Source organism: Pedobacter sp. MR22-3 (assembly GCF_026240075.1).
Classification (GTDB): Bacteria; Bacteroidota; Bacteroidia; order Sphingobacteriales; family Sphingobacteriaceae; genus Pedobacter.
In genome coordinates this window covers 384291-402044 of the sequence record NZ_JAPIVF010000003.1, presented here as the reverse complement: position 1 = coordinate 402044, position 17754 = coordinate 384291, and the positions used below count along the sequence as shown (strand labels likewise).

11 protein-coding genes and 1 tRNA gene are annotated in these 17754 nt (G+C 37.6%); 1 reads left to right on the top strand and 11 read right to left on the bottom strand.

Features of this window, described 5'->3' with window-relative positions; translation table 11 throughout:
• Nucleotides 1-19: 19 nt before the first annotated feature.
• The 5 genes from OQ267_RS08650 to OQ267_RS08630 form a co-directional block, all read right to left on the bottom strand.
• Nucleotides 20-379, bottom strand: a complete 360-nt coding sequence (locus OQ267_RS08650; protein WP_029283759.1) for a four helix bundle protein — start codon at nt 377-379, stop codon at nt 20-22.
• A gap of 60 nt (nt 380-439) precedes the next feature.
• On the bottom strand, nt 440-1789 hold the full coding sequence (gene tig, locus OQ267_RS08645; RefSeq protein WP_265835583.1) for a trigger factor: 1350 nt from the start codon (nt 1787-1789) through the stop codon (nt 440-442).
• Between the two features lie 136 nt (nt 1790-1925).
• Nucleotides 1926-2007: transfer RNA gene (locus OQ267_RS08640), tRNA-Leu, on the bottom strand.
• 322 nt (nt 2008-2329) lie between these two features.
• On the bottom strand, nt 2330-2632 hold the full coding sequence (locus OQ267_RS08635) for a hypothetical protein (protein WP_265835582.1): 303 nt from the start codon (nt 2630-2632) through the stop codon (nt 2330-2332).
• A 51-nt stretch (nt 2633-2683) separates the two neighbouring features.
• A complete protein-coding gene (locus tag OQ267_RS08630) occupies nt 2684-3484 on the bottom strand; it encodes an ABC transporter substrate-binding protein (protein ID WP_265835581.1) in 801 nt (266 codons plus the stop codon).
• 140 nt (nt 3485-3624) lie between these two features.
• On the opposite strand from OQ267_RS08630, the gene OQ267_RS08625 reads away from it, so the two are divergent.
• Nucleotides 3625-4671, top strand: a complete 1047-nt coding sequence (locus OQ267_RS08625) for an L-dopachrome tautomerase-related protein (protein ID WP_265835580.1) — start codon at nt 3625-3627, stop codon at nt 4669-4671.
• On the opposite strand, the gene OQ267_RS08620 is transcribed toward OQ267_RS08625, so the two are convergent.
• The 6 genes from OQ267_RS08620 to OQ267_RS08595 all read right to left on the bottom strand — a co-directional run bounded on the left by OQ267_RS08620 (nt 4655) and on the right by OQ267_RS08595 (nt 17703).
• Complete coding sequence (locus OQ267_RS08620) at nt 4655-5350, bottom strand: ABC transporter ATP-binding protein (RefSeq protein WP_265818574.1); 696 nt, start codon at nt 5348-5350, stop codon at nt 4655-4657. The two genes, OQ267_RS08625 and OQ267_RS08620, sit on opposite strands and share 17 nt — an antisense overlap.
• Before the next feature lie 106 nt (nt 5351-5456).
• Entirely contained in the window at nt 5457-7862 is a 2406-nt protein-coding gene (locus OQ267_RS08615; RefSeq protein ID WP_265835579.1) for an ABC transporter permease, read from the bottom strand.
• Between the two features lie 71 nt (nt 7863-7933).
• Nucleotides 7934-10324, bottom strand: coding sequence for an ABC transporter permease (locus OQ267_RS08610; RefSeq protein WP_265835578.1), 2391 nt, complete (start codon nt 10322-10324; stop codon nt 7934-7936).
• Nucleotides 10325-10407: 83 nt separating this feature from the next.
• Nucleotides 10408-12789 (bottom strand): ABC transporter permease, encoded by a 2382-nt coding sequence (locus tag OQ267_RS08605; RefSeq protein WP_265818577.1) that lies wholly within the window; start codon nt 12787-12789, stop codon nt 10408-10410.
• A 78-nt stretch (nt 12790-12867) separates the two neighbouring features.
• A complete protein-coding gene (locus OQ267_RS08600; RefSeq protein WP_265835577.1) occupies nt 12868-15246 on the bottom strand; it encodes an ABC transporter permease in 2379 nt (792 codons plus the stop codon).
• Nucleotides 15247-15324: 78 nt separating this feature from the next.
• On the bottom strand, nt 15325-17703 hold the full coding sequence (locus tag OQ267_RS08595; RefSeq protein WP_265835576.1) for an ABC transporter permease: 2379 nt from the start codon (nt 17701-17703) through the stop codon (nt 15325-15327).
• Nucleotides 17704-17754: the final 51 nt, after the last annotated feature.

The following is a 17754-nucleotide window of genomic DNA, read 5'->3' as shown; positions in this document are numbered from 1 at the left end:
CGAGAGCCAAACCGGATTATTATTTTAATAAATATTTCCTGAAGTTTGTTAATTTCCGTGCCAATTTATCCAATTCTTCCAGATAATAAAGCAGTTCTGTGTCAGAAATATATTTTCTTCTTTCCAATACTACCAAAATATTTGCATTTTCAAAAGCAGATCGATGCGCAATATTCAGATAATGAGCAAATTCCTTGTTTGAAACAGATCCGGAACCCTCTGCAATATTATTAGATATGCTAAGAGCAGCCCCATTGAGCTGCTCTGCAAATCTATATTTTTTATCTACTGACAATCGGTCAGCAATATCAAGAAGTTTATCAGTTAATGCTATTGACAACTGCCAAACTTCGAGCGATTGAAATTTAAATTGAGCCATTACTAAATATAAGAATAGTTCAGGCAATTTAAAAGCTCCTTACGCTCACCGCCAAACACCCTACTTTTTATCTAACTCTACAAACTTATCGTAATCAATATCCTTTTGCTCAAGCGTAACGATAGATTTAATTTGTTCGAAAGTTTTTAATGCTTTTACTTCTTCGAAAACACGGTTAGCATTTTCTTTTTCCTGTAAGAATTGAACAGCGTATTGCGCCAGCTGATCTTCCTGAAGCGGAGCCGGGCTGTACATTCTGAATTGTGCATCCAGTTTTGCTTTAGCAGCCTGAACCACATCTTCATATTTAATTTCGATGCTGTTATCTTTAATGATTTTATTTTCAATCAACGTCCATTTCAGGTTTTTAGCAAAATCATCATAACCTTCCGCTAATTCTTCATCCGTTAATTTTTCGTTTGTGGCTTTTAACCAGCGACGTAAAAATTCATCAGGTAATTCAAAAGTATGTTTTTTCAACAGGTCTTCATAAATATCGTTAGATAACTTACGTTCTGCATCCTGTTTAAACATGCCTTCTACTTCTTCTGCAATTTTTGCCCTGAAAGCAGCTTCATCAGTTACAGCACCATCCGGAAAAATTTTATCGTAAAACTCCTGGTTTAGATCAGACTCTTCTAAACGGTTCACATTTTTAACCGTTAATTGGAAATCAGATTTTAAATCGGCAGCATCTTCTTCAGAGATATTTAATGCTTTTGCAACCGCAGCTTGATCATCAAGTGCTTTTGTTAAGTTAATGACTACCACATCGTCCTTTTTCAAACCAACTAAGGTTTTCAAAATCGCCTCATCTTTAATTAAATCTAAACGAAGCGTTGCACTATTTGCAATGCCACCTTCGAAAACAGCACCATCTGCACCTAATTGCACCAGTTCAGCGTATAATACATCACCTTCGGCTGAAACCTCCGGATTGGTCATTTTGCCATAACTGCGACGGATATTTTTAACACGCTCTTCTAAAGTTTTTTCGTCAGCCTTAATCACATATTCTGTGTATTTATCTTTTGAAGATACATTTACATCAAAGGCAGGTGCTAAACCCAGCTCATAATCGAACTCAAATTCGTCTGTATTATCCCATTTAAATTCACGCTCATTTTCCAACTGCGGCAACGGCTGACCCAAAATTTCTAATTTTTGTTCAGCGATGTAATTAGACAAAGTGTCATTTAAAAGGTTATTCACTTCTTCAACCAGAATACTTTTGCCATACATTTTTTTAATGTGGGCAGGCGGAACCATTCCTTTACGGAAACCTGGTAATTGTGCTTTTTTAGCCTGGTCTTTAATGGCTTTTTCTACTTTGGTACTATAATCAGCAGGTGCGATCTTGATTTTTACAACAGCATTTAAGTTGCCGGTTTTTTCCTGTGTAATATTCATTTTTTGAGATATGAGTATTGAGAAGTGAGATGTGAGACAAGCTTAATGTTCGCAAATCACCCCCGTTGTTATTAATCAATGTTTTAAAAAACAAAACCGTTCCGATGTTTAAATCGGAACGGCCTTGATCTTGTTGTGCGGAAGAAGGGACTCGAACCCCCACGCCGTGAAGCGCCAGATCCTAAGTCTGGTGCGGCTACCAATTACGCCACTTCCGCAGTTAGGATGTTGTAAGGACTGCAAAGATAGAAACAAGATTGAATATTCAAAAGGTATCGCATAAAAATCTTCAATTATATTTAGTCAAAAACGCTAAGTATTTAATTTTGAGGGAGAAAAATTTTATTTAAAATTCATTAGAAAAGCAGTTTCAGTGTTAATCGGTTTCGGCAGTCTCGCTTTTTGCTGCAAGCCCGGTAGAAAAAACCGGGGCTTTTCGCGACAATCGGGTTTAGTAAACTAACACTCCTGCTGATCACGCCGTACTAATGCATAAAATTAATGACATCAGCAGCAAAGTTGGCCAGCAGGAATAGTACTCTAAAACTTAATTAAAGTCACATCTAACAATTCAGGCCCGCCATCAACAGGATAACCTTTAACCTTGTTGCCTTTCACCGTCACCTTTCTGTTCATATACTGATCAAGGTTAATCGAGCCGCTTTTCAACGCATAAGTCTTATTTGGAGTGGTAAGCAAATGTGTACCATATTGAAAGGTTGTTACGCCAATTTTTTCAATGGTTCCGGTGGCTGTTGCACGATTTGCCGTATTTGAATCTTTAAAAGAGGTACAGCCGGAAAAAATGGCTATAAATAGTGATAATACAAGTATTTTTTTCATAATTACGGATATAACGAGGTAAATCTTAATAATGCGACAATTTAAAAAATGCTACCCATAAAGTTCTTTCTGAAACTCAAAAAAATATTGAACGGCCTTTACCAAACGGCTGCCATACCAGCTAAACATTTCACCATCAACCAGCATGATCCTGACATCTGGAACAGCAGCCTTGACTTCATCAATATGCTTTGAACCAAATGGATAGGGCTCTGATGAAAGCAGGATCAGGTCGCAGTTTAACGTGCGCAGTTCCTCAAGTATAATTTCCGGATAGCGGTCTTCTGTTATGACATTGGTCATCCCGTTCAGCGACAAAATGTGATTAATAAAAGTATTTTTTCCGGCCGCCATAAAAGGTTTCCGCCAGATCAGATAGGCCACTTTTTTGTCGATCTTATTTTGCAACGCAAGGCTTTGCAAATCTCTGAAACCAGCAGTAATCAGGTGATTCAGGTAACCAGCTTCCGGCTCCCGATCAACCAATGCTCCGATTTGAGTAATGGTTTCCAAGGCATCTTCCAATGTAAAAATATCACTCATCCACACCGGGAAATCTATCGCCAATTCTTCAATATCACTTTGCGCGTTTTCCTCCTTATTGCCGATGATTAAATCCGGTTTCAACGCCCTAATTAAATCTATATTCAGTTTTTTGGTGCCTCCCACTTTAGTTCGTTCCGCAAATTTTTCAATCGGATGAATACAAAACTTCGTCAAACCAATTATCTCCAGGTCTAACCCCAAATCGAACAGCAGCTCAGTTTGTGAGGGTACAATAGAAATAATTCTTTTTGGTGGAAAATTAATGGTGATCTCCTTCCCCATCTGGTCTGTAAAAGATTTCTGCATAAAACAAAGATAACTTAACAGGGTGAAAAACATTCTGCTTTAGTTTAAGGTTATTCAAGAGTGACCTGGAGAATTCATTCATGAAAAAATACATTTCCCCTATACTGTTCTTTATCAGCATCTTATTTAACACCAAAATAATGGCTCAGGAATCTAAACTTATGGAAGTGGCTTCCTTTGGAAAATATCAGCCTATCGGGGTGACTGTCTCCGCCAAAACCAACCGACTGTTTGTGTCATTTCCGAAGCGGGAGCCATATTTATATGGTTTAACAGAAATCGTTAACGGCGAAAGAAAGCCTTTTCCGGATGAGGAATGGAATAAAACTGATACCATCAATACGAGAAACCATTTTGTCAGCGTACAGGATTTATATGCTGATGAAAAGAATTTCTTATGGGTCTTGGATTCCAGGCCTGGAGGCAGTGCATCTATTTTCGGGAGTGTCCAGGCTCAAAAGAAAGAAGGCCATTTTAAATTATTACAAATTAACCTGACAGACAACAAAGTAGTAAATGTTTACCATTTTGACGATTTACCAAAAGATAAAAGCGCACTGAATGATATCGTCGTTGATCACGACAAACAACTGGCTTATTTATCAGATCCGGGTTTAAGTGCGATTGTAGTATTAGATTTGAAAACCGGAAAGTCAAGAACAGTACTTCAAAAGGATACAGCTACATTAGCCAATCCAGGCTTTATCCTTCATTTAGATAATCGTGATGTGGTGGATCAAGCAGGCAAACCCTTCACTTCCAATGTAAATGGGATAGCTTTAACACATGACAATCAATATTTTTATTTCAGGGCCATTAATCAAACTAAACTGTACCGAATTAAAACGGAATATTTGGCAGATACCAGGTTAAGTGAAACACAGATTTCTGAAGGGGTAGAAATGGTGGCTGAAACCGGTGTTTGTCATGGCATGATTGCCGATAAAAAAGGAAATATTTACCTCAGTTCATCACCTGATTATTCGGTTAAATATGTGAGCCCGGACGGAAAGCTACTTACCTTAGTAACCGATAAAAGGCTAAGCTGGCCAGATTCTTTCGGTATAGGTGATGACGGCTACCTGTACCTGAGTTGCGCGCAACTGAACCGGCAGGAAAAATACAATAAGGGCAAGGACAGAACAGACTATCCTTACCGGATATATAAAGTTAAACTGCCTGAATAGGCTTTACGGAAACGTCATCTTTTACCACACCATCAGCAATGTGCAAAATACGGCTACCATACGCTGCATTCTTTTCTGCATGGGTAACCTGGATAATGGTGATGCCATCTTCTTTATTTAATTTCTGAAAAAGCTGCATAATTTCTTCCGCCTGTGCCGACTGAAGGTTACCGGTTGGTTCATCAGCCAGAATAATGCCAGGTTGTGCGGCCAGTGCCCTGGCAATGCCCACCAGTTGCTGCTGCCCTCCGGAAAGCTGGTTTGGAAATAAGTCTTTTTTCGCAACAATATTAAAACGATCTAATAAATCCGCAATTCTGCTGGCTCTTTCCGCACTGCCAACCTTTTTATACAATAACGGGGCTTCAATATTTTCGTAAACGGTCATCTCATCAATTAAATGATAAGCCTGAAACACAAAACCGATATGATTACGGTAAAGTTCTATCCTTTTCCGCTCATTTAAGGTAGTTACATCTTCGCCCAGAAACTCATAAGTGCCGTAAGTAGGTTCTTCCAGCATCCCCAAAATATTCAGCAAAGTGGATTTTCCGGCACCGGATGGGCCCATGATGGAAACAAATTCACCCTGTTTAATACTGGTGGTGACGTGGCGCAATACATAGTGTTTAATGCCTTTGCTGGAATAGTATTTTTCAATGTTTTTAAGTTCGATCATTTTATTTTAGTATCAAGATTGTTTAAACAAGGTTAGAGGTTTAGGGGGTAGAAGCGATATGATGAAGAGACCTAAACCACTTAGCTCCCCACCTAACCGCTTTGTGCTATTCATATTTAAGTGACTTGACAGGATTAGCAATAGCAGCCTTTCTGGCTTGAATGCTTACGGTTAAAACGGCTATAACTACAGAGGTAATTGTGGCCATGATAAAGGGTAAAACCGGCATATCAATCCGATAAACAAATCCATCAAGCCATTTTTTAATTAAGATATAGGCTACAGGCCAGCTGATGAGGTTAGCTACCATAACTAAAATCAGAAAGGATTTATTAAGCAGATTAATGATTTGCATATTTGATGCGCCTAGTACCTTTCTTACGGCAATTTCTTTTGTTCTTCGTTTCGAAACAAAGGTAGATAAAGCAAATAAACCAGATAAAGAAAGAGAAACGGAAACAACACTGAATATAATCATCATATTCATAAAACGATTATTTTCTGCTAAACTATTGGTGAATGCGTGACTCAAAGATTCATAATTCATAGGGTAATTTGGATAATATTTTTTCCATATATCCTCAATTTTTCTGATAATACCCTCATATTGATCGGAGTTAAACCTAACCAGTAAATTTCCATTTGAACTCATTCCCCCCAGATAAGTCACCTTATAAATGGTCGGAATAATAGTTTTATCAAACGATTCTGCATGATAATCTTTAATCACACCAATGATTTGAAAAACATTTTCATAGGACCTGAATTGTTGTCCAACAACATTGCCCCCCAATGCCTTCGCTGCAGATTCATTAAGTACTACCGTATTTACAGTATCTTGTTTATAAAGTGATGAAAAAAGACGCCCCTGTAATGGCTTTATACCTAAGGCGGGGAATGCTTCCATGGTTACCGTAACCATATTTAAATCCAATTTTTTACCTCTAAAATTAATCTTATCAGCATACGCATATGTGTTTCCGATGACTTGCGTGGTAGAGCCAACATATTGTACACCAGAAACCCTCCTGATCTCCTTTGCTATTTTCTCGTTATAGTTAGTACTGATATTGATCACACGGCTCTTATCAAAACCCAGGTCTTTTTGATTCATAAAGCTTACCTGCCTTTGCATAATTCCTATGGCAATAATCAATGTGACCGAAATCACGAATTGCAATACAATTAATAAGTTACGTAAGGCCAAACCTTTATGACTGTTAGAAAAAACTCCTTTTAATATCGTAGCAGGTTTGTAATTTGATAGCACCTTTGCCGGATAAAAGCCGGCCAGCAGGGTGATGATTAAGAATAATCCAAATAGCTGCAACAGTATAAAAAACAATTTCTGATTTGACCAGAAAGTAATATGTAAGTCGAGCTGCTCATTAAAAACGGGTAAAAATAATTCGATGAGCACGCCACAAATTAATAAAGCAAATAAACTTTGCAGTCCTGTTTCCATTAAAAATTGCTTCATCAGTAAGCCTTTATTGGAGCCAAGCACTTTCTTAACACCAACTTCCTTCGCCCTTTGAAAAGATTGTGCTGTAGCCAAGTTAATAAAGTTAATAATGGATATTAAGAGTAAAAAGGTCACGATCAGAGAAACAGGCTTTATCTTTTCTGTCCAGCCAGCGGTAAACGGCGGGTTTTGATGCGCTTCATTGATGGGCAACAGCTTACAATCTGGCACATTTCCAGATTTAAGATAATCTGCATACGAATTTTGATCGTTGATAAATGTACTTTTAAGGTTATTGGTGTAAACTTTACGAATATTTTCATTTAGCTGATTCAGGTCAGCTTTGCTGAACAACCGGGCATAAATTTCTGTATACTTGTGAACAGATGGATGCTGATCATCTTTATCGAACATACCGGTACGAATAATACCGGAAAAATTAACACTTTGCGGCGTAACTGGCTCATCAACTACTCCTGTAATAGTAAAATCCGTTAGGGCATCACCTTCCCACCTTACTATGCTAATCGTTTTACCAATAACATCTTCTGTATCAAAAAGTCTTAATGCCACTTCTTTTTTTAAAACAATGCTCTTGGGTTTGTTTAGGGCGGTAATTCCATCGCCTTTTAAAAACCGGTATGGCATCACTTTAAAAAATGCCGAATCTGCATCGCGGATTCCCCTAACCATGAGCGATTTACGACCCTTAACCGTCAGGGCATAATTTTGATACCAATCATTTTCAACTTTTGTAATGGCACTGATTTGCGGAATGTTCTGTTTCAGCAATGCTGCAATTCTACTTTCATTTGACGTTTGCCAATATTGTCTGTTATCTGGCGAACTGTATGTATGATATGCCCTTACCTGATAAACATCCTTCAAATCTGGCGACCATGTATCATAACTTTCCTCATAATTAACATATAACAGCAGCAAGACGAAGGCAGTTAACCCAATGGCCAAGCCTGAGATGTTAATGGAAGCGTATAACTTATTTTTCCAGAGGTTTCGCCAGGCGATTTTTAAGTTTAGTTTGAACATTTTTGTAGTATCAAGTATTTAGTATCAAGTATCAAGACAATAGCAAATGCTTAGTCTTTGGTCTTTTAGCTTTATTCGTATTTAAGTGCATCAATGGTATTGGAAACAGCTGCTTTATAGGAGCGGATGCTCACGGTTATTAAAGTTATTGCCATAGATATGACCATTGCCAAAATGAATGGCCAGATGCTGATATTAATACGATAAGCGAAGCCGGAAAGCCATTTGAAAACGAATAAATACGCCAGCGGCCAGGCTACGAGATTTGCGATAAAAACCATTATAAGGAATGACCCGTTTAACATTTTTACCAATTCTATGGTTGAGGCGCCTAAAACTTTTCTGATGGCCACTTCTTTGGTTCGTTGTGTTGCAACGAAAGAAATTAATCCAAATAAACCTATGAAAGAAATGAAGATGATTATGCCTGCAAATACCTTGAATAAAAACCCCGTTACTTTTTCGTTTTCATAGTAATTGTTTATCCGGTCATTAACAAAAAAGGAATAATAAACATGATCGGGAAAGGTGCTGTTCCATAATGATTCAATATTTTGCGTCGCAAGTTTAAGTTGCCTGGTATCCATTTTGATAGCGGCCCTGTAATACTGGTTTTTACCTGCAGCAATGGTGAGCCCGGAGATGCTTTCTTTTAATGACTTATCATTAAAATCTTTTACCACACCTACAATCGGGATATTCTGACCATTAGAGTTAATTAACTTGCCTATTGCATCCTGCGGATTTATAATATGCACTTTTTTAAGAAATGTTTCATTTACAACGTAACCGTTAGCCGTATCACTTTTTGAAAATACCTTTCCGGCTATAATTTTTAAGTTGAACAGTTTAAAGTAGTTTTCATCTGCCTTTATCCTTCGTACTTCAAAATCTTTATTTTTTATTCCGTTAAAAGTAAAATCAGAAGAGTTTACATTTTGCGATAAGGGTGGGTCCTGGCAAAAACTGATCATTTCGACACCCGGTAATTTTGAAGCTTGCTCTTTAAAAGTATTTTGTTTGGTTAAACTCAAACTATCTGTAGGTATACTAATCATGACGACTTCGCTGGAATTAAAACCAAGAGGTTTTTGTTGTATATAATCCATTTGCTTCATTACCACTATTGTAGCGATGATCAGTATAATAGAAATTGAAAACTGTACAATGACCAAAATTTTACGAAGACTCAATCCTCCGCTGTTTAATGCAGCCTTGTTTTTAATGGCTAATGCAGGTTGAAATCCCGACATAATCAGTGCCGGATAAAAACCTGCTAAAAAACCAACCAATACGACCAATACAACCATAAATAGAAGTATGACCGGATGCTGGAATAATCCTATAGGGATACTTACTTTGAATAAATTTTGCAGATGAGGAATGCCCAGTTCTGCCAGTACACATGCTATCAACATTGCAATAAGGGTAACCATAAAGGTCTCCAGAAGAAATTGTAAAACCAGCTGCCTCCGCATACCGCCCATTACTTTTCTTACACCAACCTCTTTCGCCCGGTTAATGGCTTGTGCCGTACTTAAATTAATAAAGTTAATGCAAGCTGTAATAACCAGAAAAAGCCCAATGATCACCAAACCATAAATTTCTGTCCGGCCGATTGATGTATCGGAAAAATTATCATACAATTCACTAAAATGAATTTCTTTTAATGCCTGAAGCTTATTTTCCTGATTGCCTGCAATCTTTTTATCTGCATAATGCTTTTTGTTAAACTGATTCACAGCAACAGTCATATCTGCTGCTGTCAAACCTTTCTGAAGCAAAACATAGAACTCATTGCCAGAACTTACACAATCCCAGCAATTATCATCTTTATCCGGAAAACTTTGATAGGCAACTACAATTTTTAAAGGAAAACTGCTGTTTTTGGGCATATCTTTGAAAACGCCGCTTACTTTACAGATATTTTTAGTCCCAAGTAAAAGACTTTTGCCCATGGCATTCTGAGCATTACCAAAATATTTTTTCGCGCTTGTTTCAGATAGCACAACAGTATTTGGTTGACCTAATGCCTGAGTTGGATGACCAAAAATCCAGTTAATACCAAAAATCTCAAAGAAGTCTGGCTCCGCATAATATACATCTTCATCGCTTTTTATGATATCTCTTCCTTTCCGATCCTGAACGCGGACAATACTACCTCTTCTTACGATCGCTGCTGTTTTTTCTAATCCTGGAATTTCATCTTTTGCCACTTTTGCCACTGGTATGGGAACACCAGCAGAATAATCATCAAATGCCTCATATTTCCAATCGGTTACAAATCTGAAAATACGGTTTTCATTCTTAAAGTCTTCATCAAAACTTAATTGGTAACGGATAAATAAAAAAATAAGAATACAACTGGCCATCCCTATCGAAAGACCGATCACATTAATAAATGTATAGCCCTTATTCTTCCAGAGATTTCGCCAGGCGATTTTTAAGTTTAGTTTGAACATATTTTTAAGGTTGATGGTTGAAAGGTTAGAGGTTTGATGCACTTAAGGCTTCCACCTCCAAACCTTCTGCCTTTCAGCCATTTTTATTCATATTTAAGGGCATCTACCGCATTGGCTTTGGCTACTTTAAACGTTTGCAGACTCACCGTCAAAACAGCGATTATAATCGATGTTAAAAGTGCCAGTACAAATGGCCAGGGATTAATGGCGATTTTATAATCATATTTTTCAAGCCATTTACTAACTGAAACATAGGCTACCGGAATAGCAATAATGTTAGCGATAATAACCAGCTTCATAAAGTCTTTATTCAGCAGCATTAAAATATCTGATAAATTGGCACCCAAAACTTTGCGGATACTGATCTCCTTGCTTCTTTGCTCTGCCATGTAAAGCGCTAATCCTAATAAACCAAGGCAAGAGATGAAAATGGCAAAACCACCGAAAATATTCGAAAGTACGCTTAGTAATTTTTCACTACGTAGTTTTTCAGCCATGCCCTCGCTTACCAATTTAATTTCCGCCGGGTAAGCGGGATTGATCTGCTGACTCACCTGTTTAATGATATCTATTGATGCTGTTAGAGACTGCTTTGTATTTAATTTTAATAATAAAGACTTGCTATTTTTGATGTTGTAATAATAAACCGTTGGTGATACCTTGGCACCTAAAGATTCATTGAAAAAATCTTGCACCACGCCAACCACTTTAAGTGGTGGATTGTCTCCCCAGTGAAGTATAGCACCAATTGGATTTTTCAATTCCATCAACTTAACAGCCTGCTGGTTAAGTATGAGCGAAGTAGAGGTATCAGCAGGAAATTTGGGAGAGAAATCTCGTCCGGCAACAATTTTTACGCCGGCGGTATGGGCAAAATCAAATCCCGTACTTCTGTAACTCACAATAGAAACATCATTTTTTGCTTTTCCGGGCCATGAAAAATCGCCGGTTATGTTTCCACCCCTGGTAAAGGCACCTGCATATTCGCTTGCCGATTCTATTGCACCAGCTCGTTTAAGTTCATTCTTAAAAATCTCCAGTTTACCAGGTTTGGCAAACTCCCCTTCCAAGTCAATTTGAGCCAAAGCTGCCACATCAAATCCTAAAGGTTTATCCCGCATATATTGAATCTGATTGTAAACGACAATAGCCGAAATAATCATGCAAATTGATAAACTGAATTGTAAAACCACCAAAGTTTTACGGATAGATAGTGAACCTGCAGAACCTTTAAATCCTTTTAAAACCTTTACTGGAATAAAAGAAGAAAGATAAAATGCGGGGTAACTTCCTGCCAATAAGCCCGTAATGAAAACCATAGTGGAAAGCGTGATCCAAAAGGGAGCTGAACTATATTTTATGATGATTTTGATATCCAGTAAATTATTGAAGTAAGGCAGCAATACTTCCAACATCGTAAATGCAATGAGCATGGCAATGGATGAAAGCATGAACGATTCAATCATAAACTGTCCCATTATGGTATTTCTTGAAGAACCCAAAGCTTTACGCACTCCAACTTCACGTGCCCGTTTCTCTGAGCGTGCGGTAGAAAGGTTCATGTAATTTATACACGCTATTAAAAGCACGCAAAAAGCAAGAAATACAAATAGCCGCACCTGATCCATACGGCCACCTACAGATTTCCCATTCTCAAAATCATCATACAAGTGCATTTTAGCAAATGGAAAAAGGAATGGCTCATACGTCATTTTTTTTAATTCGGGCTCCTTATTCACGATAAAATGCTGCAACAATTGATTCGTTGCTTCTACCGATACATTATCCTTTAACTCGAAATAGGTAAAACATGTAATAGTGCCCCAGGGATTTTCTTTATCGCCGGGATTGAGCTGATCTAAAAATGACCATGGATGTAAGACATCAAATTGTATGGTTTGATTCTTTGGTAAATCTTCAATTACAGCACTGACTTTAAGCTCCTTTTTTCCGTCGTACGTGATTCTTTGCCCGATAGGATTTTGATTGCCAAATAGTTTTTTAGCCGTGCTTTCGTTGATAATCAATGAACCGGGTTCATTTAAAGCCGTATTGGCATCGCCATAAATAAAATGATAATCAAAAATTTTAATAAAATCAGGATCAACATACAATGAGGTGAGCTTGAAATTATCCTGGCCATGGCTGTACAGTTTTACATTATTTTCATTTGATGCCCTTGCACTTCGTTTAAAGCCGGGCAATTCTTCCATCGCAGCTTTCGACAGCTTATTTGGTATGGCCATGGTAGTGGCCAGTTTACCATTAATCTTCAGATTTAACCCTGTGATATAGATTTTATCAATGTTTTTAAACTGTTTATCATAACTCCATTCGTAGTTTACATAAAGCAACAACATCAAACAGCAGGCCATGCCAATGGCCAGTCCTCCGATATTTATTAAAGTGAAGCCTTTGTTTTTCCAAAGGTTTCGCAAAGCGATTTTTAAGTTTAATTTGAACATTTTTGTAGTTTTACGTGGTAAGTTTTAAGTTATAAGTTTTTCACTTACAACTTAAAACGTATAACTTATTACTTATTTTTATTCATATTTCAATGCATCAACAGGGTTCGATTTTGCAGTTTTATAAGCTTGAAAACTCACGGTAATTACAGCCATCGTTAAAGTTGCCATTGCTGCCATAGGAATTATCCACCAGCTTATTTCAGTACGAAACTCAAAGTTATCCAGCCATTTATTCATCGCAAAATAACTTACCGGCACCGCAATAAAAATGGCAACTACAATCATTTTGATAAAAGAAAGCGACAGCAATTGCATTAAATCCGCAACCGATGCGCCGAGTACTTTTCGCACACCAAACTCCTTTGTTCTTTGCTCGGCACTGTAAGCAACCAAGCCGAATAAACCCAGGCATGACACGAAAATTGCCAGTCCGCCGAACAAGTTGGAGAGAATGCCTAAGGTTTTTTCTGATTTGTATTTCTCCTGATATAAGGAGTTTATAAAAGTAATTTCCGTTGGATATGCCGGATTAAAAACCTTTGCAATTCTGCTGATGGTTTCAATATTACTTTGCAAACTGTTTGCGTTATTCAGTCGCATTGTAATGGTACCTGTTTGCTTTGGATTTAAAAATACAACCTGTGGGTTATTAGATTTATAAGGCGAATCCCAAACATAATCGTCAAAAACACCAATAATATAAGCATTTGTACCATACAGATTTACCCTTTTGCCAATAGGATTTTTATACCCAAATACTTTCACAGCCGAGGCACTCACCAGCAAGGCACTGGTATCTGATGCGAAGTTTTTAGAGAAATCCCGCCCCTCGAGTAATTTAATACCATTTGTTTTGATAAAATCATACGAAGTCGCCACCTGGTTAAACAAGACAGTATTTTCAGGCTTCGTCATGCCATCCCATGTAATATCCATAAAGTTGCGACCATGATGAGAAAGACTAACAGACGATTGATACATCGACTTTATCGCTCCGGATTTAAGCAGTTCGGATTTGAATAACTCGAATTTGGTTTTTAATTCTCCATCCTGAGGAATCTCCACCAAAGCATTCACATCGAAGCCAACCGGCTTGTTTTTGATGTATTGAATTTGGCGATAGATGACCAAAGTTGCGATAATCAGAATAATGGCGAAGCAAAACTGACCAACAACCAGCACTTGCCTTAAACTTATGCTTAGAAATCCTTTAGCCGAAATCTTTCTCTTTAATGTTTGAATTGGGTTAAAAGCTGATAAATAAAACGCCGGGTAACTGCCGGCAATTAATCCGGTGACAATTACGATTCCCAGGATACCAACCCAACTTGCCGTATTGAAGTATGAAATCCCGAGATTTATATTGAGGAGCGAATTAAATGCAGGTAGACAAAGTTCTATCAATGCTATCGCTACGACAACAGCAACCAGAGTTAATACCATTGATTCGGTTAAAAACTGAAAAATTAATGAACTGCGATTAGCACCGATGGTTTTCTTGATGCCCACTTCTTTTGACCGTTTTTCTGATTTGGCCGTAGCCATGTTCATAAAATTGATGCAGGCGATTAGCAATATACCAAAGGCCAAACCAACAAAAAGCCAGATTTGCTCAATGTCGCCGCCTACACTTTTACCATTTTCGAATTTGCCAAATAAATGTAGTCTGCTCGCCTGGTATAAAAAATGTGGTTGCGACTGCGGGGTTTGAGGCGTAGCTGCCTTTACCAAATCCTTAACTTTACGGTTTACCAACTCAATATTGGCATCCGGATTAAGCGAAACCATGGTTACAAAACTATAATTCGTCCAGTTTAAATCCTTTGCACTGTCGTCAATAATCTCGTAAAATGACCAAGGCATTAAAAAGTCGAAACGGTTAGAACTATTTTCAGGTAAATCTTTAATTACACCGGTAATGGTCAGGTTTTCTTTATCCTGATAACGAACGGATTTATTCAGCACATCAGCAGTTCCAAATAAGGTTCTAGCTGTACTTTCAGTTAAAATAACCGAAAGTGGATTGTTTAATGCCGTTTTCGGGTCGCCTGCAATAAACTCATAATCGTACAGTTTAAGGATATCGGGTTCGGCAAACTTAGAATTTTTTTTATAGCTATTTTGTCCGTTTGCAATGAGGCTTTTTGTACCATAATCCATACGGGCAATGTATTTCGCCTCCGGTAAATTTTGTTTCAAGAGCGGGCCCAATGCTGTGGTAGAACCATTAAAAGTACCTGCGATTTTATTACCTTCTCCGGGAACATTCGTCATGGCTACATAAACATTTTTCCAGTTTTTGGCCTGTTTATCGAAATTCCACTCGTAAGAAACATATGATAGCAACATTAAGCAAGCAGCTAAGCCGATAGCTAAACCAATAACGTTAATGAAAGAGGAGGTTTTATTCTTCCAAAGATTTCGCAAAGCGATTTTTAAGTTTAATTTGAACATTTTTGTAGTTTTACGTGGTAAGTTTTAAGTTATAAGTTTTTCACTTACGACTTAAAACGTATAACTTATCACTTATTTTTATTCATATTTCAACGCATCAACCGGATTAGCCCTTACGGTTTTTTTTGCCTGAATGCTCACCGTTATCACCGTTAATAAAATGGTAATGATTGCACTGCTAACAAAAGGAAGGAGAGGTAAATCAATCCGGTAGGCAAAAGTTTCCAGCCATTTCTTAGTAAGGATGTAAGCGACCGGCCATGAAATTACGTTAGCTGCAAGCACCATGATAAAAAATGAACTGTTAATCAATTTGAAGATCTGAACATCACTTGCACCCAAAATTTTGCGCACTGCGATCTCTTTGATGCGTCCGTTGGTGATGTACTTTGCAAAGGCAAATAAACCTAAAATAGCAATAAAAATGGTGAGTAATGCCGCTGCAAAAAACACGGATTGTAGCTGCTCTTGTTTTTTGAAAAGTTTGCCATAAAGTTCATCTAAGAACTCATACCTGAAATCTTCACCATCCTGAGGGTTAATTTGAGGCCATTGCGCTTTCAAAGCAGCCAAAGCATCAGACATTTTATTTTCCTCAATTTTTAGCATGATTTGCGTCTTATAATTGCCGCAAGGATTTTTAATTGCGTAAATGGTTGGCTGAACGGCACTTTCAAAGCCTTGAGCCTTAAAATCTTTAATTACACCAACAATTTTATAATCAATATTGCAGCCTCTGATTGTTTTTCCAACGGGGTTTTTCATGCCATATTTCGCAACAGTTCGCTCATTTATTATAGCAGAATTCGCAGTATCTGTACTAAATGACTTTGAGAAAAAACGCCCCTCTTTTAACTTGATATCCAGCGTCTCGAAATAATCAAAATCTACATCTATAAAATCAAGGCTGGATTGCACGCCCTCGAAAGTATAACCATTAGCCCCACCTTCTGCACCATCAGGGATATCAGTGGTCACGGTTGCCGATTTTATTCCAGGAATTTTTAAGATTTTATCTCTAACAGGAGTGAATTTTTCAGGCTTATTAAACATACTGATGTTCTTGATGTACACGACCTGGTTTGCCGTAAAACCTAAATCCTCACTCCTCATGTATTTAAGCTGAGCGTTAATGATAAACAAGCCAATAATGAAAATTACGGCGATACTGAATTGAAAAACCAATAATCCATTCCGCAACCAAGAGCTTTGTTTACTTGTAGAAAAATTACCCTTTAACACCAATGCGGGTTTGAAACCGGATAATACTAAAGCTGGATAAGTTCCGGCAATTAAGGTAATCAGACATAAAATTAAAGGCAATTGCCAGAACAGATCATTATTGGCATGCCATATTGTTAAATTAATTTGGAACAAGTTGTTAAAGTATGGCAATGCCGATTCAGCAAAAACCAATGCCATAATTGTTGCAAACAGGCACTGAATAAATATTTCAGTTAAAAATTGAGCAGTTAGCTGAAGGCGATAGGCGCCCATTACTTTTTTAATGCCTACCTCTTTCGCTCTTTTAGCGGCCTGAGCAATGCTGAGATTAGTGAAATTAATACAGGCAATCACTAAGATTAAAACACCAAGAACAGAAAGTGCAATTAAAATTTTATAAGGGGTATCATTTCCTGCTTTAGGCCTTAAATGTTGATGAGCCAAAGGATCCAAAAATATAGACACGCCCTTAATTTCTTCAATTGTCTTTACATCGGTTTCACCTTTTAATAGCTCAGCTCTGTATAAATTGGTGATTTTGTTTTGAAGATTTTCAACATCCGTTCCCGGTTTTACCTGAATAAAGGTATTATAATTATTATATCCATAGTTTTCTCCTTTTCCAATCTCGTTGCCTATGGATACCCCGTCAAAGCTAAAATTTGAATGCTCATTGTTAACAATAGCCCCGGCGATGGTTCCGGTTATTCCTGAACTGGAAGATCCGAAGCTCACCATTTCGGGTTTATTGTCTTTCTTACCAGGAAACAGTGTTTTAACGTTTTCAACATTCAGATAAGTTAATCTTTCTACATCACCCGATGGCTGGATCAAGCCACCTATTGGATTGATGTCCAGAATTTTGGCGGCATTGTAATCTGCCTGCAAAATGTTTTTCGTAAAAATGGCATTTTTGCCATTTTTAATAGCCAATTCCAATGAATGGTTTATCTTGGTGATCCCTGCATTTTCTACTTCCGGAAAATTTAACTTAATCGCTTTTACGAGCGGAGGAGAAGTGTAATTGGTTTTAAAATCAGGTTCAATTCTACCAACCACATAAATATTATTGTAGTTAGGATTTGTCTGATCGAAGCTGGTTTCATAGGTAAAGTACATGGCTACCAAAATAAAAGCAGCCAAAGCTATAGCTAAACCACCAACATTAATGGCAGTTATTCCCCGGTTTCTCCAAAGGTTTCGCAAGGCGATTTTCAAGTTTAATTTGAACATTTTTGTAGTTTTACGTGGTAAGTTTTAAGTTATAAGTTTTTTACTTACGAC